This is a genomic window from Anaerococcus lactolyticus ATCC 51172, assembly GCF_000156575.1.
Classification (GTDB): Bacteria; Bacillota; Clostridia; order Tissierellales; family Peptoniphilaceae; genus Anaerococcus; species Anaerococcus lactolyticus.
Genome location: NZ_GG666045.1, coordinates 59,504 through 83,556, shown reverse-complemented (window position 1 = coordinate 83,556; position 24,053 = coordinate 59,504). Strand labels below are relative to the sequence as shown.

Annotated in this window: 23 protein-coding genes and 2 pseudogenes; 1 reads left to right on the top strand and 24 read right to left on the bottom strand. The window is 31.0% G+C overall.

The features are described 5' to 3' along the window. Positions 1 to 55 precede the first annotated feature (55 nt). The 13 genes and pseudogenes from HMPREF0072_RS02915 to HMPREF0072_RS02860 all read right to left on the bottom strand — a co-directional run bounded on the left by HMPREF0072_RS02915 (position 56) and on the right by HMPREF0072_RS02860 (position 10,289). Positions 56 to 1,258, bottom strand: coding sequence for an ABC transporter permease (locus HMPREF0072_RS02915; RefSeq protein WP_004827308.1), 1,203 nt, complete (start codon positions 1,256 to 1,258; stop codon positions 56 to 58). After that, complete coding sequence (locus tag HMPREF0072_RS02910; protein WP_004827307.1) at positions 1,258 to 1,683, bottom strand: FMN-binding protein; 426 nt, start codon at positions 1,681 to 1,683, stop codon at positions 1,258 to 1,260. The genes HMPREF0072_RS02915 and HMPREF0072_RS02910 overlap by 1 nt, the downstream gene beginning before the upstream one ends. Further along, positions 1,680 to 2,399 (bottom strand): ABC transporter ATP-binding protein, encoded by a 720-nt coding sequence (locus HMPREF0072_RS02905; protein ID WP_004827306.1) that lies wholly within the window; start codon positions 2,397 to 2,399, stop codon positions 1,680 to 1,682. The genes HMPREF0072_RS02910 and HMPREF0072_RS02905 overlap by 4 nt, the downstream gene beginning before the upstream one ends. 11 nt (positions 2,400 to 2,410) lie before the next feature. Beyond that, a complete protein-coding gene (locus tag HMPREF0072_RS02900; RefSeq protein ID WP_004827305.1) occupies positions 2,411 to 3,559 on the bottom strand; it encodes an ABC transporter permease in 1,149 nt (382 codons plus the stop codon). Beyond that, positions 3,549 to 4,832 (bottom strand): ABC transporter permease, encoded by a 1,284-nt coding sequence (locus HMPREF0072_RS02895; protein WP_004827304.1) that lies wholly within the window; start codon positions 4,830 to 4,832, stop codon positions 3,549 to 3,551. Before HMPREF0072_RS02895 ends, HMPREF0072_RS02900 begins: the two co-directional genes overlap by 11 nt. Positions 4,833 to 4,840: 8 nt before the next feature. Continuing rightward, positions 4,841 to 6,103: a DUF2318 domain-containing protein gene (locus HMPREF0072_RS02890; RefSeq protein WP_004827303.1), complete on the bottom strand. Its 1,263-nt coding sequence runs from the start codon at positions 6,101 to 6,103 to the stop codon at positions 4,841 to 4,843. A gap of 57 nt (positions 6,104 to 6,160) precedes the next feature. Next, the gene (locus HMPREF0072_RS02885; RefSeq protein WP_004827302.1) at positions 6,161 to 6,844 is read right to left on the bottom strand and encodes an iron transporter; all 684 of its coding nucleotides are present in this window, start codon (positions 6,842 to 6,844) and stop codon (positions 6,161 to 6,163) included. Between the two features lie 9 nt (positions 6,845 to 6,853). Then, a complete protein-coding gene (locus HMPREF0072_RS02880; RefSeq protein ID WP_004827301.1) occupies positions 6,854 to 8,191 on the bottom strand; it encodes an FTR1 family iron permease in 1,338 nt (445 codons plus the stop codon). Between the two features lie 2 nt (positions 8,192 to 8,193). After that, entirely contained in the window at positions 8,194 to 8,871 is a 678-nt protein-coding gene (locus HMPREF0072_RS02875) for an ABC transporter ATP-binding protein (RefSeq protein WP_004827299.1), read from the bottom strand. Continuing rightward, positions 8,871 to 9,266, bottom strand: coding sequence for a DUF4418 family protein (locus tag HMPREF0072_RS02870; protein WP_037328686.1), 396 nt, complete (start codon positions 9,264 to 9,266; stop codon positions 8,871 to 8,873). The genes HMPREF0072_RS02875 and HMPREF0072_RS02870 overlap by 1 nt, the downstream gene beginning before the upstream one ends. A gap of 61 nt (positions 9,267 to 9,327) precedes the next feature. Beyond that, positions 9,328 to 9,465, bottom strand: a pseudogene (locus tag HMPREF0072_RS11270) (FeoB small GTPase domain-containing protein); the annotation flags it as partial. Between the two features lies 1 nt (position 9,466). Continuing rightward, positions 9,467 to 9,718 carry a FeoA family protein gene (locus HMPREF0072_RS02865; RefSeq protein ID WP_039931116.1) on the bottom strand — a complete coding sequence of 84 codons (252 nt, stop codon included), beginning with the start codon at positions 9,716 to 9,718 and terminating at the stop codon, positions 9,467 to 9,469. Between the two features lie 208 nt (positions 9,719 to 9,926). Beyond that, a complete protein-coding gene (locus HMPREF0072_RS02860; protein ID WP_039931040.1) occupies positions 9,927 to 10,289 on the bottom strand; it encodes a hypothetical protein in 363 nt (120 codons plus the stop codon). Between the two features lie 423 nt (positions 10,290 to 10,712). Here HMPREF0072_RS02860 and HMPREF0072_RS02855 point away from each other — a divergent pair, with 423 nt between their 5' ends. Next, complete coding sequence (locus HMPREF0072_RS02855; protein ID WP_004827291.1) at positions 10,713 to 11,888, top strand: IS110 family RNA-guided transposase; 1,176 nt, start codon at positions 10,713 to 10,715, stop codon at positions 11,886 to 11,888. 153 nt (positions 11,889 to 12,041) lie between these two features. On the opposite strand, the gene HMPREF0072_RS12140 is transcribed toward HMPREF0072_RS02855, so the two are convergent. The 11 genes and pseudogenes from HMPREF0072_RS12140 to HMPREF0072_RS02810 form a co-directional block, all read right to left on the bottom strand. Next, positions 12,042 to 12,179: a hypothetical protein gene (locus HMPREF0072_RS12140; protein ID WP_004827290.1), complete on the bottom strand. Its 138-nt coding sequence runs from the start codon at positions 12,177 to 12,179 to the stop codon at positions 12,042 to 12,044. A 381-nt stretch (positions 12,180 to 12,560) separates the two neighbouring features. Continuing rightward, positions 12,561 to 13,952: an ABC transporter ATP-binding protein gene (locus HMPREF0072_RS02850; RefSeq protein WP_004827289.1), complete on the bottom strand. Its 1,392-nt coding sequence runs from the start codon at positions 13,950 to 13,952 to the stop codon at positions 12,561 to 12,563. Further along, on the bottom strand, positions 13,949 to 14,677 hold the full coding sequence (locus HMPREF0072_RS02845; RefSeq protein WP_004827288.1) for an energy-coupling factor transporter transmembrane component T: 729 nt from the start codon (positions 14,675 to 14,677) through the stop codon (positions 13,949 to 13,951). The genes HMPREF0072_RS02850 and HMPREF0072_RS02845 overlap by 4 nt, the downstream gene beginning before the upstream one ends. Then, positions 14,677 to 15,267, bottom strand: a complete 591-nt coding sequence (locus tag HMPREF0072_RS02840) for an MptD family putative ECF transporter S component (protein ID WP_004827287.1) — start codon at positions 15,265 to 15,267, stop codon at positions 14,677 to 14,679. The genes HMPREF0072_RS02845 and HMPREF0072_RS02840 overlap by 1 nt, the downstream gene beginning before the upstream one ends. 25 nt (positions 15,268 to 15,292) lie before the next feature. Then, positions 15,293 to 17,017, bottom strand: coding sequence for an ABC transporter ATP-binding protein (locus tag HMPREF0072_RS02835; RefSeq protein ID WP_004827286.1), 1,725 nt, complete (start codon positions 17,015 to 17,017; stop codon positions 15,293 to 15,295). After that, positions 17,014 to 18,783 (bottom strand): ABC transporter ATP-binding protein, encoded by a 1,770-nt coding sequence (locus tag HMPREF0072_RS02830; protein WP_004827285.1) that lies wholly within the window; start codon positions 18,781 to 18,783, stop codon positions 17,014 to 17,016. The genes HMPREF0072_RS02835 and HMPREF0072_RS02830 overlap by 4 nt, the downstream gene beginning before the upstream one ends. 107 nt (positions 18,784 to 18,890) lie before the next feature. Beyond that, the gene (locus HMPREF0072_RS02825) at positions 18,891 to 19,505 is read right to left on the bottom strand and encodes a TetR/AcrR family transcriptional regulator (protein WP_004827284.1); all 615 of its coding nucleotides are present in this window, start codon (positions 19,503 to 19,505) and stop codon (positions 18,891 to 18,893) included. A 227-nt stretch (positions 19,506 to 19,732) separates the two neighbouring features. After that, a pseudogene (locus tag HMPREF0072_RS12425) lies at positions 19,733 to 19,897 on the bottom strand (sigma-70 family RNA polymerase sigma factor); the annotation flags it as partial. 9 nt (positions 19,898 to 19,906) lie between these two features. Further along, complete coding sequence (locus HMPREF0072_RS02820) at positions 19,907 to 21,643, bottom strand: ABC transporter ATP-binding protein (protein WP_004827283.1); 1,737 nt, start codon at positions 21,641 to 21,643, stop codon at positions 19,907 to 19,909. Beyond that, the gene (locus HMPREF0072_RS02815) at positions 21,636 to 23,354 is read right to left on the bottom strand and encodes an ABC transporter ATP-binding protein (protein WP_039931038.1); all 1,719 of its coding nucleotides are present in this window, start codon (positions 23,352 to 23,354) and stop codon (positions 21,636 to 21,638) included. Before HMPREF0072_RS02815 ends, HMPREF0072_RS02820 begins: the two co-directional genes overlap by 8 nt. 4 nt (positions 23,355 to 23,358) lie before the next feature. Further along, the gene (locus HMPREF0072_RS02810; RefSeq protein WP_004827281.1) at positions 23,359 to 23,955 is read right to left on the bottom strand and encodes a TetR/AcrR family transcriptional regulator; all 597 of its coding nucleotides are present in this window, start codon (positions 23,953 to 23,955) and stop codon (positions 23,359 to 23,361) included. Positions 23,956 to 24,053: the final 98 nt, after the last annotated feature.

Sequence of the window (24,053 nt, the reverse complement as noted above, 5' to 3'; positions counted from 1 at the left end):
TGAAAAGAGAGACTCGAGTTAACAAGTCTCCCCAAAATTTGACAAATAGCCTATTTTAATCATTATCTCTTTGCATCAATAATAATTCTACTTTATTTATTTTATTAATAGCAATAATTGAAGATATTGGTCCTAACAAGGTTCCCAAAATTATTACTATTATTAACATTAGAATCATAAGGAATATATTCGGTCTTAAAAAAGGCATATTTAAAATTGATGAAAATACATTATTGAAAGTTATACTTAAAACAAAGGAAAGCACAGAACCTATGACTGCACCTGTACCATTAATTAGCATAGATTCAACAAGAACTACTTCTCTGAGTTTTTTCTTTGTTGCTCCTAATATCCTTATGGTTGCAAATTCTCTTTTCCTTTCCTTAACTGATAAGGTATTTACAAGACTTAAAATAAAGAAAGCTAGTATCCAAATCAAAGCTATCAATATATACACATATATAAGCATGTTTTTTGCTGAATCTGAAACTTGTGTCATTATTTTTCTTGGCAATAAAGGATACACTTTTTCTTTTTTAAATTCTTCTTTAATAAGTTTTTGAATTGTTTTTGGATCTTTGTTTTTTTCAACTTTTACTAAAATAGAAGATATATCATCTTTTTTTGCCACCGGATGATTAATTATCTTTTCATATTCCTTGGCTAATCTATGAGTTTCTTCTATTGTCATAAAAACTGAATTATCAAAACCCATGCCCGTTTTTGCAAGCCTACCTCTTATATCAAATTCTTGATTAAAAAATTTAACCTTATGATTAATATCCCCCACAATATTAGCACCAACAACAACTTGCCCAGCTTTAATTGGAGTTTTAATCTGTTTTTCAAGCCAAGGTTTAACGCTAAAGTCATCAGAAAAATCAATTCCTATAACTTGAATGGGAAAAGAACAGCACCCAGCAGAAAGTGTAGCTAGATAAACTTGGCCACAAGCTTTTTCTATGCCCGGTATTTTTTTTACTCTACTTAATATGTCCTTGTCAAAAAAAAATGTATTAGGTTCTCCCCTTAATATTGCACCTGTAATTTTAGAATCATAACCTTCTGGAACTACTATAATGTCTGCTCCCATTCTATCTGATAAAGATTTCATGCCATTTTCAAGAGAAAAAATTATAAATGATGACATGAATAAAATAAAAGTTAAAATTCCTACAAGAAAAATCAAGGTAATTGATCTTGTCTTCTTATTTTCTATATTTTTTTTTGCCAAATTAATTGTGTATAAATCTTTCATTATTTTGCACCATCAAGAGCATTATTGCAAGCTTCTATAAATTGCTTGTAAGTTCCTGTTGCCCCCGAAATAACGTCCACTCCTTCAGGATTTCCTTTTTCCACTAATCTATCTGGGTATGATTTTGCAAGATTTATAGCTTGTTGGGCTATCTTATATAGTCCTTCATTTTGGCTTTGACCATAAGATTCATCCTTTTCTTTTCCATCTCCATCAATGTTTTGCATTGTGCAAGATTCAATCTTATTGTCTTTAACAGTTATATCCACCTTTACAAGTCCGCCTCTTTCATCTTTGGCAGATTCTCCATGATATGTGCCGTCCTTATAGCTTACGCTTGGAGCTTCTTCTTTTTTATCTCCTCCACAAGCAACTAGGACAAGCCCCAAAGAAAAAAATATTAATACATTTAAAATTTTTCTCATATAAACTCCTTAAGTTTTTGATCTTTTTTTACAGAATCAAGAACTGGTCTTTTTCTTTTCATTTTTTCTTCTTTTAAAATTTTACCATGATCAAGAGTTATCATTCTTTCAGATTCTTCACCGACTTCAGGGTCGTGAGTTACAACAATAATTGTTGATCCTGCATTGTGAAGTTTTTTAAATATATCAAGAACTATATATTCATTCTTTTCATCCAAATTTCCTGTAGGTTCATCGGCTAAAAGTATTGCAGGATGATTAATAAGAGCTCTAGCGATGCATACTCTTTGTTGTTCCCCACCTGATAATTGGTTGGGTAAGTGCTTGGCTCTATCAGCAAGACCTACTGCAGCCAAAGCTTCCATTGCTTCTTGTGCATCTGGCATAGAATGATAATATTGTGACATCATTACATTTTCCAAAGCACTCAAATAATTAACTAAATGAAATTGTTGGAAAATAAGTCCTATCTTATCCCTTCTAATAGCTGTTAGTTCCTTAGGTGATTTTTTTGCTATATCTTCACCATCCAAAATAACTTCACCAAGTGAAGGTTTATCCATGGCACCAATAATATTCATCATTGTTGTTTTACCAGAACCTGATGGACCCATTATAGAAATCCATTCGCCCTTTTCTACACTTAAATTGATTTTGTCAAGGGCTTTAAGTTCACCATAAATTTTTGAAACATCTACAAGTTTTAATATGTCCATAAAATTCCTTTCTATTCTCCACGAAGCACTAAAGCTGGATCAATATCAACAGTTTTAGATACTGGTATTAAAGATGCAACTATAGTTATTACTATACAGACAATAATTGTCATAGGTACTAAAAGAGGCAAGAAACTTACCTTTCTAGCAAATACCGAAATACTTACTCTATTGGCAAATATATATCCTAATGCAACACCTAAAAGACCACCAAAAACCCCCAAAAATGCTCCTTCACCTAAAAAGTCAACAATTACTGACGAATTTGTGGCGCCCAAAGCTTTCTTAAGACCTATTTCTTTACGCCTTTCAGTTACAACTGCCATCATTGTTGTGGATACACATATCATCATTATGAATAATACTATTATCGTTACAATGAAGACAAGAGCTTGTAATTTATTCAAAACTATATCTTGTGAGGCGGTAACTCTTTTTACCATTTGTGGAGTTAGAGATCCATCCTTTTGTGAAATATTTGATACTATTTTTGAAAGTTCATTTTGTTCAGCTTCTATTGAATATTCTACGACATCAAAATTTTTGTCTTTAACAAGCTGTGAAATATCATCAATACTCATAAAAATAAGTTCTTCTTCTTTACCACCTGTTGTTACAACTCCTGAAACAACAAAATTAGTATCTATAGAACCTTCTCCATTAACTTTGGGAGTATTTATGATAATTTTATCTCCCTCTTTTAATCCCAAAGCCTTTGAAACTTCATTACCTATTAAAACTTCTCTCGATTTTTCAGGCCATGAACCGTCAATAAGCCAGTATGGAGAATTTTCTTTCGCTCCCTTTAAATCTGTACCTGCAAGCATATAAGGTTGTTCATTAATTTTTGCATTTGTATAAATATAAGGTGCCTGACCTACAAGCTTTCCCGAAGGAATTAACGATTTAACTTCATCTAACTGTTCATTGGTGATTTTTTTATCAGGGTTAGTGGGAATTACCAACATATTTGCACCATAAGACCTAAACTCCTTACCCATTTGTCTAGGAATATCATAGTAAATAGTAACAAGTCCTGAAATAATTGTTGCTCCCATAGCTATAGCAAGTAGTGCTGTTAACATTCTTGCACGTCTCCTTGCCAAGGAAGTCATTATCATTTTTAAGTAAAATTTATTTTTACTTTGTTTATCTGCCATGTAGTACCTCCGTAGGATTTAAATTCAAAAGGTATCTTATAGCTGGTATTGACCCCAATATTGTAACAAGAATAATAAGTATTGCTACAATAGGAACTACCATAGCTGTTGGAGCTATTGCTGAGCCAAAAACTGTTAGACCAATAATCTGAGTAAGTAGCAGACCAACACCGTAACCTATAACTGTTCCAAATATCGCTGTCAAAATTATTTCTACAAGAATTATGCAAATTATCCTTCCATTTGACGCCCCTATAGCTTTCTGAAGTCCAATTTCATTAGATCTTTCCATTACAGATGCTGTAATAAGATTAGAAATACCAAAGCCTGAACCAATCAAAGTTAATACTGTAATTAAAACCATAAGAAGTGTAGTCTTATTTAAAATATCTCCTTCACTTTCTGCAACTTGGCGAATTGGCTTAGCTACAGAATCAGTCATTACTTCTGTTATTTGATAACAAATAGCAGATACATAAGCTGTACAATACCATACTTCCCTTTCCTTAATAGTTAAAGATAGTGGGTTTCTGGCAGCCTTTCTTGCTAAGTCATTGTCTGGTGTAGTAAGAGCTGATACTTCAACTTTATTTACAACTCCAGTAACTCCAGCAAATTCTTGTGCTGTTTTTAAAGTAGAATATATAAATGCATCTTCATCAGAACCTGATGAGAAAATACCCTTAACTTTTAATTTTTTGTCTAAATTATTGCTTTTTAGTTGGATTTCATCACCAACTTTAAATCCATTTCTATCTGCAAAAATCTTTCCAAGCATAACTGAATCGCTATCATTTTCTGATAACCACTCGCCTTGAACTTCCCACCAGTTTTTAAGTCTAATCATACCAGTATCAACTGATTCTCCAGTAGGCAAATTCATATGATTATTAAACCATGTTCCTACCATCTTAGTATGTTTAGAATCATTATTACAAGAAACCCAAGTGTTAAGATATGGCGTATAGTCTACAATATTGTAAGCCCAAAAAATAGTTTTAATGTTAGGAAGTTCTGATTCCTTTAAATATTTTTGAACCTGCCCCTCTTTTTCTTGCATGCCATACAAATCATCAAGAAGGGAAGCTTCCTTTGGCAATACATTAATATTTGCTCCATAGGTCTTTAATTCTTGATTAACTTTATCTCCAACACCGAGCATGGTATTTAACATTGAAGTGGCAAGAGAAGCTCCAAGGGCAACTGTAAATGCAATAAGAGCCATCTTTCCCTTTTGTCTAAAAAGCGCTCCTTTAACTATTCTCCAAAACATAAGCCCTCCTACTTAAATACATAAGACAATGCGTCAAGATCTTTTTGCGCAATCTTTATCTTTTTATCATGGACAATGTATGGGAAAGGTATCGGGTTACATCCACCCTTAAAACCTATTGTACCCCTATTCATTACAACGTCGCACAACTTACAAATAACATCATCGCCTCTTTCAAAATATCCAGATGGACCACATATCTCGCAGGCATCAAGTACAACTCCATAGGAACCTTCTGATTTTTTAATGCAGAAAAATCTCATTTGTACACCATCCTTTGCCTTATACAAATATCTGTGCAAATGCATATCCTCTAAGCTGCTTATAGGAATAACAATCATTCCATTTTCAGTTTGATAATCTTCAGGTGGTGAAAGGGCCTGTTCCTTATTAGAATATGCCTTTCCAACCGTTAATGAAAAAGTATTAATAAATAGAACGACAAGGAAAAAAATCGCCCAATGTTTTTTATTCTTCATTCTATACTTTATTTTTCTTAACTGAGCCCTATTGCTATAATCTTCATTAACTTTAATATTTTGCTTATATAAAATTACTGGAATAGCTATCATAATTAGCATTGTTGCAAATAAAAACACATTTTCGTGATTAGCTATAAATGCAATAACTCTAAAAAAGTTAACATTTCTAGGAATAATCCCTTTAGAATAAAACCTTTGAATTATGATATTAAATTGGCTGATACCCGAACATACCAAGCTCAAAAAAACAATAATCTTTAAGTTTTTACCTTCAAGTTTAACTGAAGACTTATATATGGCAAGTCCTGATAAAATCATCATGATTATTCCAAAAACAAAGCCTAAAATCCTAAAAAGTACAATAGTTGAAACAGCACTTTCGCCATAATATACAAATTTGTTTGATTGGTTAAATACATACGGTAAATAATAAAAACAAATTCCTACAAGATAAACAACAACCGATGATGAAATGAAATTATCATAAATTTTAGCATTTATCTTATCTTCAAATATCATAAAAATTAATATTAAAAATACTGAGATAACTATGGGTACCATAGACCAGAAATTCAATTCTGTTCTATTAATAAAATTAGGTATATTTCTTATAATTATTGAAACAATTGCTGCAATTACCCCTAAAACTAAAGAAATTATAATAACATACTTTTTATATTTACTTTCTTTAGTTGTATAATAGGCAAGTATTAAAGAGATCATTAGAGAAAAGGCTATTCCCGCCTCCATAACTTTAATAAAAATTTTTAAAATAATTTCACCCCCCATAAATGTATATAAGGGGAACATAAATTCCCCTTATAAATATTATAAATTTTTAAAACTTTACCATTGTGGTCCGTTCCATTCGAAGTCAGTCCATTCTGCAACAAGTGGTTCTGTCCAGAATCTACCTGTTACACCAGTTTCTTTATCTACGTGTAGTAAGTAGTCATTGCCTGGTGCAGCTACTTCGAATTTTACATCATAAACGCCAACACCTTCGTCAAATTTAACATTTGCACCATAGTGTGGACCATCAGATGCGTTCATTGGCATGAAAGCTACTTCTTGAACATGGTCTGAACCTTTCTTTTGTAAATAAGCTTTTACTTTTAACCATGGAACAAAATCACCAACACCATAACCTAATGTTGAACCTTCTTGTGATGCTGTAATGTCAGCTTCAATATGGCAATCAGCTTCTTCTTTAGGAATTGAGTTTCCTGCTGGTTCCATATCAACTGGTTGGAAATATACACCAGAGATTACTAAAGGTCCTTTAGTTTGGTCATCGCCAATTGGAAATTCTTCAAATCCTGCATCTTCTCCTGGAGCTGCAGCTTTTGCATCTCCTGCTTCTTTTTTGTTTCCTTCAGCTGGTGCTTTTTCTTCAGCTGGTGCTTTTTCTTCAGTAGAAGTATTAGCTGTATTATTAGCTTTTGTATCTTCTTTTTTACCACAAGCTGTAAACATTAATACACACACAAGTGTCATAACAACAGGAAATAAATTTTTCTTTTTTAACATAATATCCTCCTATTTATTTTCCTGGCTGGCTTCAAGCTCAGCTCTAATTTTTTTGTTTCTATTATTTTGATAGATAACAGAAACAATGGTTACTACTAATAGAATAATTTGTGGAATAAGATTTTCATACCTATCGTATATACCTATAACTTCAGCAGACCATCCATTCATCCAAGGAACTATAGTTCTGCCAATTACATCTGCTTCTTGTAATTCTCCTATGCCCTTTCCTAAGAAAGATAAGCAAAGTATAAACATTAGCCAAGAAGTAAATGTAAAGAATGGTTTTAATGGTAGCCTTACAGAAACTTTAGCAATTAAATAATATACAATTGCAAGTATTATGGCGGCAACTAAAAGTCCAATCCACATATGCATTGGATTTTCAGAAATGCCTGTTCTCATACCTTGGAAAAACAAAATGAGTTCTGCACCCTCTCTTGCTACTGCTAAGAATGAAGTGAAAGATAAGGCAAAATAATTACCCTTGGAAACAGATTGTTCAACTTTGTTTTTAATGTATCTATTCCAAACTTCAACTTCAGATTTAGAAAGCATCCAATTGGATACATAAAATAGTACGATAACAGCAAGAAACATCGCAATTCCTTCGAATATTTCTTGTCCCATTCCAGACTCAACTTCTCCCACTGTATTGGCGATGATATTAAATACTCCAGCTAGGACTGCTGAAAAAACAATGCCTAGCAAGGCTCCAATATATACACCTTTTAAATAAATTCTATTATTAGTCTTTGATAAATATGCAGCAATGGCAGCTACAACTAAAATGGCTTCAAGTCCTTCGCGAAGTGTAAGTCCAAGAACTGCAAAAAATGTACCAAATCTTTTTAGCAGCTCTCCCAACAATTGACCTGTTGAAAGGCTATTTGCATCTTCTTGACTTTGACCACTGGACTTAGAATCTCCAGAGGTTCCATCAAGAGTATGGGCATCTTCATGAAGGTAAGTTATAAGTGCATCAATTTCATCTTTAACTTCTTTTGGGTCTGCATCTTCTTTGATAGAATTTTTTGCTCTGTAAAATTGATGTTCAACCATTGAACCCCTTTGGCCTGAAATTGCAGTCATAGTTGTTTTTTCAAATCCGATTTTTTCATAGAATTTAAAGTAAGCTACATTAACTGCATCTGTGGCTGCTTTTTTAGCATCCTTATCTCCAGGCTTGTAAACTTCCACAGCTTTTTCTAAATGTTCTGACATAGCATCAGCGACTTCAACCCAGTTACCATAATTTGTTTCTGCTGCAAAAGCAGGCGTTAAAGTTAGGCTAATCATGATTACCATGATTGCAAAAACGCTAGTCATTTTCTTTAATAAATTCATCTCTATCCCCCTTTCTTTATTAAACTTCCATCTTCCATTTGGTAAAGTGTATTGCCGTATTTTAAAATATCAAGCTCATGAGTAACTATAATAAGCGCAGTACCTTTAGAATTTATTTTTTTTAATAAATCCATTATCTCCATAGTAGTATTTTTATCCAAATCACTTGTAGGCTCATCTAAAATCAAAAGCTTCGGCGAATTAATCATAGATCTGGCTATCAGCACTCTTTTTAGCTCTCCTCCAGATAAATTTTTAGGAAAATCATCTTTCAAATGCAAAATTCCCATCTCATCAAGAAGCATAGCTGCTTTTTCATAAGCAGAGTCATCTCTTTTAAATAGATAATAAGGAAGAGACACATTCTCTAAAACATTTAAATTTGGAAGTGTTCCTAGACTTTGTGGCACAAAACCTATGATTTCATTCCTATATTTGCTAATTTCTCTATCAGAAAAATCACTTATATTTTTGCCCTTAGCAAAAATTTTACCTTCAGTCGGTTTTAATAAACCAGACAAAAGATTTAAAAAAGTTGACTTTCCAGAACCACTTCTGCCAATTATATTGACAAAATCTCCCTCCTTCAAGGTAAAGTTTACATTTTTAACAGCAAAAAGTGTATTAGAACCTCTTTTGAAACTCTTGCTTAAATTTTCAGTTTCAATTATTGATTCCATTATGAATGTCTTTCTTTCATACAATAATAAATATTAACTAAAACCAATATGCCTGACAACAATGTGCAAAACGGAATGGTTATTGCTCTGCAAGCCATATCGGCTTTCATGCATCCACCAATAAGCACTTGAGTGTTTAGTATCTCTAAAATACCAATTGCTATATTTGAAATAGATAATCCTAAAGATATTTTTGAATCTTTAACTACAATAAGAATAATTGCTAATACTAAAATGACTGCGCCAATACCTATAGTCATATTTCCCATCCAATGGCATTTCATGAACATCCCATTTTCCATAGGAGGGCAAACGGGTGTTATAAATTTTGGTGCAAGCACTAACAAGATACCTATAATAGCAGAAATATATCCCAAAATCTTTTTTCTACTCATTTTAATCATCCTTTCTACTTATCTTTATTAATAACATTGTAATATAAAAACGTGTTTATTTTTTTTTATACTTACCGGCCTTTTTTTCAACAGTTACCCCTGGCCAGTTACCAACATATTGGTTGGAACCAGTGAGGACGCTAAAAAGTGTTTACTTACCACTATTGGTGTTGCCGGCAAGTGCAATAGTAATAGCCATCTTAGTCCTCCTTCTTTTCTATTTCTTCAATTGCAATTAATTCAGCATCTGCTTTTCTAATGCTAAGTTCATAATGTCTAATATTAATTTGCACAGGGTCGCCAAGTGGCGCCACCTCCCTTATGTAAATTTCTGATTTTTTTATAATTCCCATGTCCATTATCCTTCTTTTCAAAGGACCAGAACCATTGATTTTTTTAACGATGTTGTATTTTCCTACAACTGCATCTTTGACAAAACCAAGATTCGCCAGGTGGAACTCAGTTACATTACTATCACCTAAAGACTTAATCCTTAAAATCTTATAATTAACATTTAAGGGTGCCATTACTAAGTTAAGCATCTAACCACTCGTTTATAGTTTTAAATTTATTAAAATAAATTACTATTTGAAATTGATTATCATCTTCTTAATAATTATAACATAGAAAATTAAAAATTCAAATCAATTTCCCAGTTTTTTAAAAGAATGGAATATTTTTAAGATTGAGAATATTTTTAATTTCTTTATCTATCTCCATATCAGAGATAAGTAAAATATGAGATTTCTCATGATTGTATGTCGAGCTAAGTTCTTTGGAACTCAAGAGAATACCTTCATTAATTAGCACATTAATAAATTGATCTATTTCCTCTATCGAATAATATTTACTAAATTTCTTGTGTATTTTTTCTCTATTGCCAAATTCTTTTACTAAACTGAATACCTCATTCAGTATTTCGTAATCGCATTCAAGAGTTTTGAAACAATTATCTTGATAAATATTGATTTGATTATTGTTAATTTTAGATACCGAAATTGTATCATTTACTTTAAGATTCACATCTAACCTGCTAATATAATAGTTAATTTGTAACATTTAAGATTTAAGATTTGATTTTTATTAATTAGATCTCAGTGTGTGAGAACGAGAATCAACACTTGATTGATTATAGTTAACATTTTTTTCGCTGTTCACTTTTATTGTCATTTCCACGCACCTCCTCGTATATTGGAGATGTAGTAAAAACACTACATTTTATTCTCAATCCCATTGTCTTATGGGATAATAATTGTATAGATAGAGGTCGTAGTTCACCTCCTTGAAGCTTGTCTTCCCGTGAAAGGGTTACGCCTCTACTTTACGTCCTTATCAGTATGAGCAGGATAGCACATTTGGTTGCTGTATGTCTAACGAGGTTTGATTGGCGTAAAGTTCTTGAGGGTTCTTTCTCTATCTAAATTTATATTAAAGCTGGGTGATTTTATGTTTTACATTGGTGTTGATATTGAAAAGAACAACCACGAAGCCTCAATAATTGATTCTGATGGGAAACTTGTTTCTGAGTCTTTTTCTTTTTCTAATTCTATTAGGGGTTTAGAGAAGTTTCAGAAATTTATTTCCTCTTTTTCGATTGATTCTAATAATTGTATTATTGGTATGGAAGCTACAGGTCATTATTGGCTTTCTCTTTATTCTTTCCTTATTGATTTAGGATTTTCTTGTGTTGTTATTAATCCCATTCAATCTGATGCTTTTAGAAAGATGTATATTAGACAGACTAAGAATGATTCTGTGGATTCTTTTGTTATTGCTCAAATTCTTAGGTTTGGTGAGTTTTCTGTTTCTCATTTTTCTGATGAGGATACTTTTGCTCTTAGAAATCTTTCTAGATACAGGTTTGCTCTTGTTGATGAAGTTACTGATTGGAAGAGAAAGCTTGTTGCTATTTTAGATCAGGTTTTCCCTGAGTATTCTTCACTTTTTTCTAATATTTACGGAGTTACTTCTAAAGAGCTTTTGAGTAAGTATCCATTACCTGAGGATATGCTTTCTATTTCTGCTAATGAACTTGCTGAACTTTTATCAAGATGTAGCAAAGGCCGTTTTGGTATTGATAAAGCAAAAGAAATTCAAGATAAGGCCTCTAATTCATTTGGTATTAAATTTGCTTTAAAATCTTTTTCTTTTCAAATTAAGCAGATTATTAATCAAATTTCTTTCCTAGAAGATCAAATATTAGATATTGAAGAAGAAATATCTTCTATGTTAAATTCTTTTTGTCCTGTTATCACAACGATTACAGGTATAGGTGATATATTAGGTGCTGCTATCTTTTCTGAAATCGGTGATATTTCACGTTTTGAAAAGGCTAGCCAATTAGTCGCTCATGCAGGATTAGATGTTACAGTTAAACAATCTGGCAATTTTAATGCTACTGACACTAAAATATCTAAACGTGGTTCTCCTTATCTTAGACGTGCTATTTGGCTTGCTGCTAATGTTGCAGCCTTTAAAGATCCTGCCTTATCCTTGTATTATCAAAAACTCAGACAAAGAGGAAAGGCCCATGGCACAGCTATTGGAGCTGTTGCTACGAAGCTAACTAACATAATATTCGCCGTTTTAAGGGACAACAAAGTTTATTTACCTAATATTTAGTTATCATAATTCATAATTTCTAATCCTAAAATTTAGGCTTATTTGACGTGCCATAAATTACAAGATTAATAATTTTTTGATTTTTTCTTGACATTTGATAGCTGGTCTTCTCATTTTGTATCTTTCTACAGTGTTATTATATCACAAGATTAACTACTTTCTATTCATCTTCTTATAATCATTTTCTAATCTGTTCTTAATTTTTTTATATTCCTTATCATTAATTAATTTGAGATCATAAAGTCTACATAACACAGCAACTCTCATACTATAAACCTTTATTGCTTGCATTTTAACCTCCTATGTAAGTTGATTTTTTTGCCTTGGTAGTTGGATTAAATTTGAAATATACTAATCTCCCTTGAGCAATTTCAATAATATTCACACTTCAAAGTATTTTGATTTTTATAGAAAGATGACAAAATACCCCTAACTTTAAAAAGTGAAATTTGCCCTCTTTGGAAACCAGAATTTTTATTTTTTTATAGTATTTTAGAGTTTTATTGATTAATTTGAATACAAAAAAAGGACTTATGCTCTAAGGCATAAATCCTCAAAAAAATATTATAAAGTTTATATTATGGAGTATCATGAAAAATACTATTTACAACTTCTCGTTCTTCTTGCTTATTTATCATATGTCCCCCTTGTAATTTACTAATGTATGCATTTTCATAAGTAAGTAAAATCAATCACTTTATCACAAACTGATTCTAAAAACTCAACATCATGGGATATTATTAAAATCAACTTATCTTCTTCCTTTACTTTCTTTATGTTTTTAGCTACTATTTTCATATTTCTATAGTCCAATCCACTGGTTGGTTCATCGAAAAATAGAATTTTCTTGTCGGATAGTAAAGCGGATAAGATAATTACTCTCTGTTTTTGTCCTCCTGACAAGGTATGAGGATTCCTATCACTGATATTTTTTAACTCCATATCTTTTAGCCAAGTATCTAAAGCATTATCATCTTTAATATTTGATGTTAATACTATTTCATCTTTGACAGTGTCCGTGAATAACTGACAGTTCACTTCCTGCATAATAAGCAGGCTCTCATTTAGCCTACTTTTTATATTTAAATTCTCATCATCTTTTAAAATTTTACCTTTATTTTCTTTGTATAAGCCACATATAATTTTTGCTAATGTAGACTTCCCAATTCCATTTTCTCCAACAATCCCAATAATATTCCCATAGCAAAAATTAAGATCCTCAATGGACAAAATTATTTTGGTATTTCTTTTGAATATTAGATCTTTTAGCACTAATAAAGTCCCTTTATTTGAAGTTTCAAAATCATCAAATCTTTCAATAGCTTTATAATCAGAATGCCTAAGTCCTGTTCTTATTCGTTCATCTTCACTTAGATTTTCAATTTCATCCATACTATATTCTCTGATGATTTTTCCATCCTCTAAGTATATTGCTCTATCAACAATGTCTTTTAAATACCACAACCTGTGTTCTGCAATAATAATAGTTTTTCCTAAAGATTTAAGCTTTTTTATTGTAAGCGATAATTCTTTCATTGACTCTATGTCTAAGCTTGAAGATGGTTCATCAAGAATAAATATCTCAGGGTTTAATGCGTAAATGCTTGCTATAGCAATCTTCTGCTTTTCTCCTCCAGAAAGATTGAATATATTTTTATTCATCAAGTTTTCAAGATGAAGCTCTTTTTCAACTTCTTCAATCCTTTTGTTAATTACTTCTCTTTCTATTCCGTAATTTTCTAAACCAAAAGCAATTTCATCGGTTGTATTGGTTGTATAAAACTGTGTTTTAGGATTTTGAAAAACCGAGCCTACATTATTAGATAATTTATAAATTGGTGTGGTAAATGTATTCATACCATTGACCATAACACTGCCAGAAATGTCCCCATCATAAAACTCAGGTATTATGCCATTCATAAGCTTTAATAGAGTGGACTTTCCACAACCACTCCTACCACATAGAAGAATGCATTCCCCTTTTTTGATTTTCAAGTTTATATCTTTTAATGAGTAATCAGATCCTCCCTTATACTTAAAACTTAATTCTCTAATTTCAATCATAAGTCCCACCCTGATACTTTCATAAATATTACTATTGATAAAATTAAAATCATAAGAATTAGAACACCAATATCATTTTTTCTAAACTTAATTAGGTGTCTACTTGTTTTGTTAACAGGAGCATCGAGTCCCCTTATAATGGCTGATTGAGAGAGCTCATCCCCAATTTCTATCACACTTACGAATAAGGGTACAAAAAAATATTCCATAATTAATGTTGGTTTTCTTATTAAATTTATTAAGTTAAAATTAATTCCTCGAGTTTTCATCGCCATATTTATATGACTCCATTCGTCTTTAATAGTAGGCAAACATCTAAATATTACAGAAATCATTATGAGTGAGTCTTTTGAAAGTTTTAATTTTTGTAAAGTTGCCACTGCACTGGAAACAGATGTTGAATTTAAAATCCATTTACCCACGATAATACATGGCAGAAATTTTCTTCCAATTGCCAAGATAAATAAAGTTAAATTCAAAAGAAAATTCATACTAAAATAGGTTAAAGATTTTTCCAATACTACACTTATTACAAAAAATAAAATATACCTTATAGCGGATTTTTTATAACCATCGCTAATAATGATGACAAGGAAAAATAATGTAATAAGGCTTTGATAGATCCAATCAAACCCTAAAAAAATTAAAATATTCGCACCTATAAGCAAGATAAGTTTTGTTCTGAGGTCATATTTTGACCCCAGAACAAACTTTGAATTTTCCATTATAAAACTCCTGCGGATTCCAACTTTTTATTTAGTATTTTCTTTGTAAAATAAGAACCAATCAAAGAGAATATAAATGTTCCTATAATCATAACTGGTAACATCCATATCGGTGTCCATGCCCTTACTGTGTTACAAAAGCTTTGATCTAAGCCACCTTTTATTACACTTTCAAAAAATGCTTCTCTCATAACCCAAATTGGTAAAAATCCTCCAAATAAGTTTAGAGAAAAAAACATATGACTAATTGTATTTTTCTTAAAGTCTGTATAATTCCCACCTTTTGCTATGAACATAGCAATTATTCCGGCAGGCACTGCCACTAATGGTGCAATTGGAATATGTCCAGTTGCAACTAATAAAATACTTGGTAAGATAGCTGCGATTACAATAGCAGTGGCTGACTTTGTTTTTGCAAGAAGCATATGATAGGTTGGTGCAGCAAGTAGTGCCACAAGCATAGGCATTAGTAAAAATAAAACAGGGACAGGCATTGATATTGCCCCAATTACTAAATATGTTACAAAGTAAAGTGCAATTAAAACACCGGCTGTAACTGCATTTTTTGATGATTTCTTTTGTGTTTTCATAAATTTCCTCCTTTAAAATTGATTGTTAATGTACAATCTTCCATTCTTTAGACTTTTCTTGATAATTCCATAAGTCTTTATATAGTCCTTCATTTTTAATAAGTTCTTCATGCTTCCCAACTTCCTCTACCTTTCCTTTGTCTAAAACAACAATTTTATCAGCTCCCATTACGCTTCTTAATTTATGTGCTACAACCACAACTGTTTTATTTTTAATTAAATTTGATATGGCTTCCTGTATAATAAGTTCATTTTCAGGATCAAGCGAAGATGTTGCTTCATCAAGTAGTATTATTGGGGCATTTTTTAATATTGCTCTCGCTATTGATATTCTTTGTTTCTCACCTCCAGACAGAGTCGCTCCTCCTTGTCCAATCATAGTGTCAAATCCATCATCTTTTTTGACTATAAAGTCATAAGCTCCTGCCATTTTTGCAGCATTCATGATTTCATATTTACTTGCATCTTCATTTCCAAATTTTATGTTGTTATAAATTGTGTCTTTAAAAAGATACACATCTTGGAAAACAACAGAAAATTTATCCATTAATTTATCAGGGTCGGCTGTTAGCAAATCTACTCCACCAATTTTAATTGTCCCTTCATTAGGATCATAAAATCTGGAAATTAATTTAATTAGTGTAGATTTTCCAGAGCCAGAGTAACCAACAAAAGCAGTTAATTCATTTTCATTAATGTCTAATGAAACATTATTGATAACCTTAGATTCCTTGTAAGAAAATGAAACATCGTGGATTTCAATTTTGTTGCTTTCGTTTACATCGGAATTTCCTGACATAGTTTTAGCGTTAAGTAAGTTAATGATTCTCTCTCCTGAAACTGATGCCATTTGTAGACCTGTATAATTTACAAGTGCAAGCTCCAAGGGATCAAAAATCCTTGTGCCTACAAATAAGAACATTAAAAATGTATCAATTTCCAAAGATCCATTTATAAACAAATAGGAACCTGCTAAACTCATCAAAGGAAGTCCTATTCTTAAAATCATACTTGCTATGGTAGTTAATGAACCAACTCCTTTCTCACTCTTAATATTTGCGTCTCTCGAGTTATCTATATCTTCTTGAAGCTTTGTTAATGTATCATCTAAGCTGTTATAAGCTTTTAGAGTCTTAATAGCATCCAAATATTCGTTTATATCTTCTTCCTCTTTTATCCTAATTTTCTTTGTTTTCAAATAAATTTTTTTCTGAAAGTTTTGCATTAGTGTAAGAAGTAGAACAGAAATAGGTAGTCCAATAAGAGTTGCTATTCCCATTTTTACATTAATTATCAAAAATAATATTGAGCAAAGAACCGCTACACATATACCACTGAAAAATTGAGGTAATTGATGCGTTACTGCCGTTTCAACTTTGAAAAAATCATTCATTAATGTATCTAAGATCTCTGCTGAACTTTTCCCTGAAATATAACCTATTGGCAGTTTTCTTATGTGGTCTGCTAGCTCTATTCTTCCATCTGCACTTGTCTTGTATCCAAGTTCATAGGTATATTTTGTGGCTAAATTTTCCAATAAGAATGTTATTAAGAAAAATACTGCCATTATCCCAAAATACTTCCATAAAAGGCTCGTATCTATACTATCTGCACCTCTATTTAAAAATAGTGTTTCTACAATTTTCGCCAAAGCAATAAATGGTATAAGGTTGGAAATAGATGCTAAAATATTTAATATAATTGATTTTCTTATATTATTCATCTTTCCTAATGTAATATTTCTTATCATTCATTCTCACTCCCTTCTATATCCATTTGCCAAATATTTATCTTCTTATAAATATCAAAGAGTCGCTTATATATTCCATCTGCAACGATTAAATCTTCATGCTTACCTCTTTCTGCAATTTTTCCATCAGATATTACTAAAATTTGATTTGCATGCTCTATGGTATTTAACCTATGAGCAATCATGATAACCGTCTTATCCTTAACCAATTCAGATAAAGCTTCCTGCATAAGATATTCATTTTCAGAGTCTGCAAAACTTGTTGCCTCGTCTAATACTAATATTGGTGCATTCTTTAAAATCGCTCTTGCTACAGCAATACGTTGTTTCTCTCCTCCAGATAAATAAGTCCCTTTACCCAAAACAGTGTCATACCCATCAGGAAGTTTTTCAATGAAATCATGACATCTTGCTTTTTTACATGCTTTTATGACATCCTCTTTTGTAGAACCTGGCTTTGCCATAGCAACATTATTGAAGACTGTATCTGTGATAAGATCACTGTCTTGAAAAACAAATGCTATCTTGTCCATTAAGGCGTTCATCGGAATATTTTTTATATTAACTCCACCGATTTTAATAGAGCCTTCTGAAGGATCATAAAATCTCGGTATTAGCGTTCCAATGGTAGATTTGCCTGCTCCCGAATAGCCAACTAATGCTGTAACTTCTCCTTGTTTAGCACAGAAGCTTATATTCTTTAAAACCTCTTCATCTCCATAAGAAAAGCTTACATTCTCGAATTCAAGATCATGACCTTTTATCTCTTCCTCGCTATTTTCAATTGCCAATTCTTTTTGATCTATAATTTCGTAGATTCTCAAAACAACTTCATTTAGTAAATTCATTCCTTCTGCAAAATCTCTAAGTTTTAATGCAGGTACGCTAATGGCAGGTGCAAGAATCAAATAGAAAATAAAAACTGTAGCAAAATCCAAGTTATTATTTCGTGACATTAAAAGTATTCCTACTGGAACTATGAATGTAGCAACAGATAAAATAAACATTCTAAATGAAACAAATCCCGGTCTTATCATTGATGTCATCGAACTTGTAAAGTCTCTATATTCTCCTACTGACTTTGAAAAAGTTTTAAAAGATTTTGCTCCTGTTCCAAATATTTTAACTTCCGGCATACCTTTAACGTATTCAGTAGTTGCTGAATTAATTTGATCCAAAATCGCAAAGTTCTTCTCAAGTCCACCCGACTTTATAATCTTTGCCATGATTGCAATCTGAATTCCTAAACCAACAAATATAATTAACAAAGTCGTAAGACCTAATATTAAATTTATCTTCAACATAACAATTATCATTGCTAAAATTAGTGCTAAAGTTGAAATTAAATTTGGTAATTGATGAGAAAAATATCCCTCAATTTGATTCATATCCGATCCTAATACTTGCCTTATTTTTGACTTGTTGTCTCCGGTAAAAAAACCTAAAGGAAGATTTCCAATATGAAATAATATCTTCTTTTTTAAGTTAGCTATTAAAACATATGAAAACTTATGGCATAAAATACCTCCAATGTAAGTTAAGCAATATGACAATACCACTGCTGCAAGTCCATAGGTGCAGAACTGCATTGTACTTTGTTCTAATTTTCCATATAAAAATAGAGATTTTATGACTTTGTATATCACCAAAATTGGACAAATACTTAATAGCATACCAAGACTAACAAATAATATCCCTCCTACAAGTTGTCCTTTTTTTATTTCACTGTAGGAAATAATATCTTTGATTGATTTCTTCTTTTTCATCTAAAACATACCTCCTTACCGAACGAGTTCGTTCATTTGCCTTAAAACTAATACAAGGAAAACACCATTGATGTTTCCCTTGTAAAATACTTATATTTTATTTTTTTCTAATGAGGTCTTTGAAATAGTTCGCTTATTATTCCAAAGGCTTCACTTGAATTTGTTTTGTTTTCTCCCTTAATAATATAGTCATTATATATTGTTCCAACAGCTCCGTATAAAATAAAAGCTGCAAAACTTCTCACATTTTCTCTATTTATTCCAATATTATTTTCTATTTTTTTATTTTCAATTCCTTCAATTATAAACTCTGAATAGACATCTATAAATTTTCCAATGTAATGAATCAATTCCCATAGCCTGTAAGAGTTATCCGTAATTGAATTCTCTTTTGAAAAATTATATTTTGTCGTAAACTGACCGATATCTTTTACTATAAGTTCTCTTAAAATTTTTATTCTTTCTTCGTAATCTATTTCCTTATTTTGAAGTATATCCAACTTATTTTTTAGTTTTTCTTCAAAATATGTTTCCATACACGCCAAGAAAATATCTTCTTTTGATTTAAAATAATAATAAAACATTCCCGGCGCTCCGTTAACTTCTGCGAGAATATCTCGCACAGAAACTTTCTCATATCCATCCCTTTCAAAAAGTCTGGATGCTATATTTATAAGCTCCTGTTTTCTTTCTTCTGGATCTTTTACATTTCTCTTTGCCAAAACCTCACCACCTATTGACCGACACTCGTTCTTTAATAAAGATTATCATTTTCTTATACTTTTGTCAATAGTACCCTGTAATTATATTCTGAGTATGGTATAATTTTATTTGCTATAAATAATACGCTTAATGCTTATAGTCTTAATTACACAATAACAGGGTCTGTAAATAATTTTGTGTATCAACCTAAATCCTGTTTAAAGGGTAATGGTTGATACATTTTTTATGCTTCAATCATCATTGGTGTAGCTACAACTTTTTCTACATCAACATTTTTATCTTCTAGATTATCTTCAAAATTCCCATATTGATTTAGGAACGAAAAAAAGAGCAAGTGGTTTTTCTTGTCCACCTGCTCTAAATATTTTTCATGTTCAGAGACTTTAAATATTTCTTCCTATCAATTATTTAATTTCCATGATTCCGCCTTAGTTTTTGCATTTATAAGGTCAGAATAAAGTCCATTATTTTTAATCAGTTCTTCATGATTACCACGTTCTACTATTTCTCCATCTTTTAAGACTAAAATCTGGTCAGCATTTCTAATTGTCTTTAGTCTATGAGCAATCATTATTACTGTCTTATTTTTTGTTAATGATTCTATTGCTTCTTTAAGCTTATCTTCATTTTCCGGGTCTATATTTGCTGTTGCTTCATCAAAGATTATGATGTCCGCGTCTTTTAGCATGGCTCTGGCTATGGAGATTCTTTGTTTTTCTCCACCAGATAGACTTGCTCCACCTTCCCCAATGATAGTGTTATATCCATCTGGTAAAGCTTCTATAAATTCATGACACCTTGCTTTTTTAGCAGCTTGAACTACTTCTTCATGGCTCGCATTTTGTTTTCCAAATTTTATATTGTTTTCAATTGTATCCTCAAATAGATATACATCTTGAAATACCATGGAAATTGAATTCATAAGGTTTTCTATCTTATAGTCCTTAATATTCTTTCCACCTATTAAAATTTCTCCAGAATTTACATCCCAAAATCTTGCTATTAGATTACAAAATGTTGTTTTACCAGATCCAGATGGTCCGACAATGGCAGTCATAGTATTTTCTTTTATCTCTGCTGATACATTTTTTAAAATTTGTCTATCATCATAAGAAAAGCTGACATTTTTAAATACAATATCATGATTTTTTATTGGCTCTGTAATACTTCCTTCTTTCATATCTTCCATATCATTTACATAAGAATAAGAATCTATTGCATTCTCAACCATTCTTAGCATAGCCATAGCAGAGCCAGATGTTATAAGCCCATCAAATATTACAAAACTTGCTATAAGTATCATAATAGTATTGACTATTTGACCATTTTCAACAAAATATAATTTTATTGAAATAAACAACATCAAACAAATTGTTATAGCTATTATGATTTTAGCTAATAAACTATATGGCATTATAGTTTTTTCTAAATCAAAAGAATATTCACTAGCACTATCAAAGCTCTTGTCAAGTTTTTTATTATTACTTCCTCGTAGATTATATGATTTTATAATTTGCATTCCTTGCAATGTTGATAAGACTTCTTTAGTAAGTGATACCTGAATCTCATGAATCTTATCTGCATTTTTACTTGACCTTTTTTGCATACGAGCAATGATCATTAAAAATACAATAGAACCAACTATTGCTACAATACCTACCTTATAAGAAAACAAAAATAAGGATAAGATAAAAACAATAGCATTAAGCATGCCACCGAAAACCATAATACACAAAGTTGGAACCCAAGTCTCTACATTATCTAAGTTAGTAGTCGCAATAGTTGTTAAATTTCCTAAACTTAAACTTGAGAAGAATCCCATGGGAACTTTTTTTATTTTTTCACCTAATTCAATTCTCTTGTGTCCAGCCATAAAATATCCGGCATGTGTTTGTTTGAGCATAGAGGAATTTTTTGAAATAATTACTCCGGCTATACTAATTAATAAAAATAAACTTGATATTCCTATTGTTTTAAAGCTTATATCCTTGTTTACTATCCCAAAAATCGCATAATAAATGGCTGCAAATTGTAGAGCATTAAAAATAGAACCGAAAAAATTAGCAAAGATTGATTTTTTTAGATACACTTGTTCTTCAATAGAAAAATTCCATATTTTTTTAAAAACACTAAGCATTTTCTTCTCCTTTCAAGGCAGTTTCCCAAAGATTGTGATAATCTTTTGATTCCTTCAAAAGCTCTTCATGACTTCCTTTACATGCAAGTTCTCCATTTTTAATTACAAATATATTATCTACATCTGTTATTGTCTTTAAACGATGGGCAATTATAATTAGAGTTTTCCCTTTGACAAGCTCTGATATTGCATCTTGAATCAAGGCTTCATTTTCAGGATCGATATAAGAGGTAGCCTCGTCTAAAATAACTATTGGAGCATTCTTTATTATAGCTCTTGCAATTGATATTCTTTGCCTTTCTCCTCCAGACAAATGTTTACCAGCTTCTCCTACTCTTGTATCATATCCATCTGACAACTTCATTATAAAATCATGGCAGGCTGCTTTCTTACATACTTCAATTATTTCCTCATCACTAGCATTTTTATTTCCTATTCTGATGTTATCTTTAATTGACATATCAAAAAGAAAATTATCTTGTGCTACATAGGAAATAACAGTAGATAACTTTTCAAGGGACATATCTTTAATATTTACATTTCCTATACTTATAGAACCACTATCTACATCCCAAAATCCTGAAATTAGTTTTGCAATAGTCGACTTTCCCGAACCCGATTCGCCTACTAAAGCATTCACACTTCCTTCTTCTATATTTATATTTATATTGTTTAGGACTTGCTTATCTTTTTCATAAGAAAAATCTACGTTTTTTATCTCTATATTATAATTTTTTATATCCAAATTTTCATTTTTATGAGATAATTCTCTCGCAGAAAGTATATTTTTAATCTCTTCGAAAATAGTTGACATTCTTCCAATATCATCTTCAAAAGTCATTACTCTCATAATATTTTGGATAGTCCCAAAAGAAAGGATTATCAATGTTAAAAATACACCACCATCTAGTGAACCATTCATACAGAAATATAAACCAAATGGTATAATTGTCAAAATACCAACTGGAGCAATAGACATACTTATCGCATAGTCTCTTGTATTTTCTCCCATCCAATCATAATAGTAATTTGCCTTTTTATACACATTGTCCCTGTATTTTCTATAAGATTTTTCGCCTTGATTAAATGTTTTAATAACCTCTATTCCATTTATATATTCAACCACGGAATTATTCATATCTTGGCCAATTTTAACTGCTTGTGGAAACTTTACCTTCATTCTTTTCATCGGCCATGTCATAAAAAATCCACCAATAACTAATGGAATTAAAGATATTAAACTTAGTCTATAATCTAAAATTAACATGTAAACAAATAATATTATAGGTCCGATTAAATTAGCTGTCATCTCAGGTATCATATGAGCCAATGTTGTTTCAGTATTATCGACTTGATTTACAATTATGTCTTTTAACTTACCAGTAGATTCATTCAATATATCTCCTAATGGCATATTAAATAATTTTTCCATAAGGCTTTTTCTTATATCTCGTATTATTTTATAGGCTGTTTTATGAGAAATCATTGTTGACAAAAACATAAACACTTCTTTGATTATAAGACATGAAAGTATCAAGAAAATTTTATTTATATAGTAATAAAAATCTTGGCTACCATCAATTAATGATATAATCATCTTACTTAGAATAATATATACAAAAAGATTTGAAATTACTCCAAGTATTGCAAACAAGACAGAAATAAAATATGGTGCTTTATTTCTCTTAATGTATTTTTTTAATAGATCCATAAATTTAACTCCTTTCATCATCTTTTTTCATTACATTTATAAAATAAGTCTCTATCATTTCAGTTAGATATATCTTATTTTTTGTAAAATTCTCACGTGCATTCAAAATTTCGCAAGCCATCAATCCAGAATTCATAATATTAATCATAAATTCAAATGTTTCATCAGAAGGTAACACGTTAAACAAAGTAGAAAACAATTCTTTAAATACTTGTATGGACTCTTTTTTTATTTTCACATATAATTCTTTCAGATCATCATTTTCTTTTAACTCACATAAAAACATAACATAAAGCTTTACATAATCATTATCTGCAAGTATCTTGTCTATAATCATTCTTGAAAACAACTGTGGACTTAATATTAATCCTTCATCATAAATTGATTTTTGAATAATATCTTTTCTATTTAAATTACCTTCCATCATAATGTCGTATAAGATTTCATGCGTAGAACCATAATGATGATACAAGCCACCTCTAGAAAGCCCAGTAGCTTCCATAATGTCATTCATAACTGTATTTCTAAATCCCTTATCCAAAAAGACTTTAATAGCTGCTTGTCTAATCTGCTTTTTTCTTTCATCAGCTTCCATTTTCATTTCATAAATAACCTCCAAACCGACACTCTTGTCGGTATTATTGTATCAACTCTGATAATCATTGTCAATAGCTTCGCTTATACTTCTTTATTAATTTC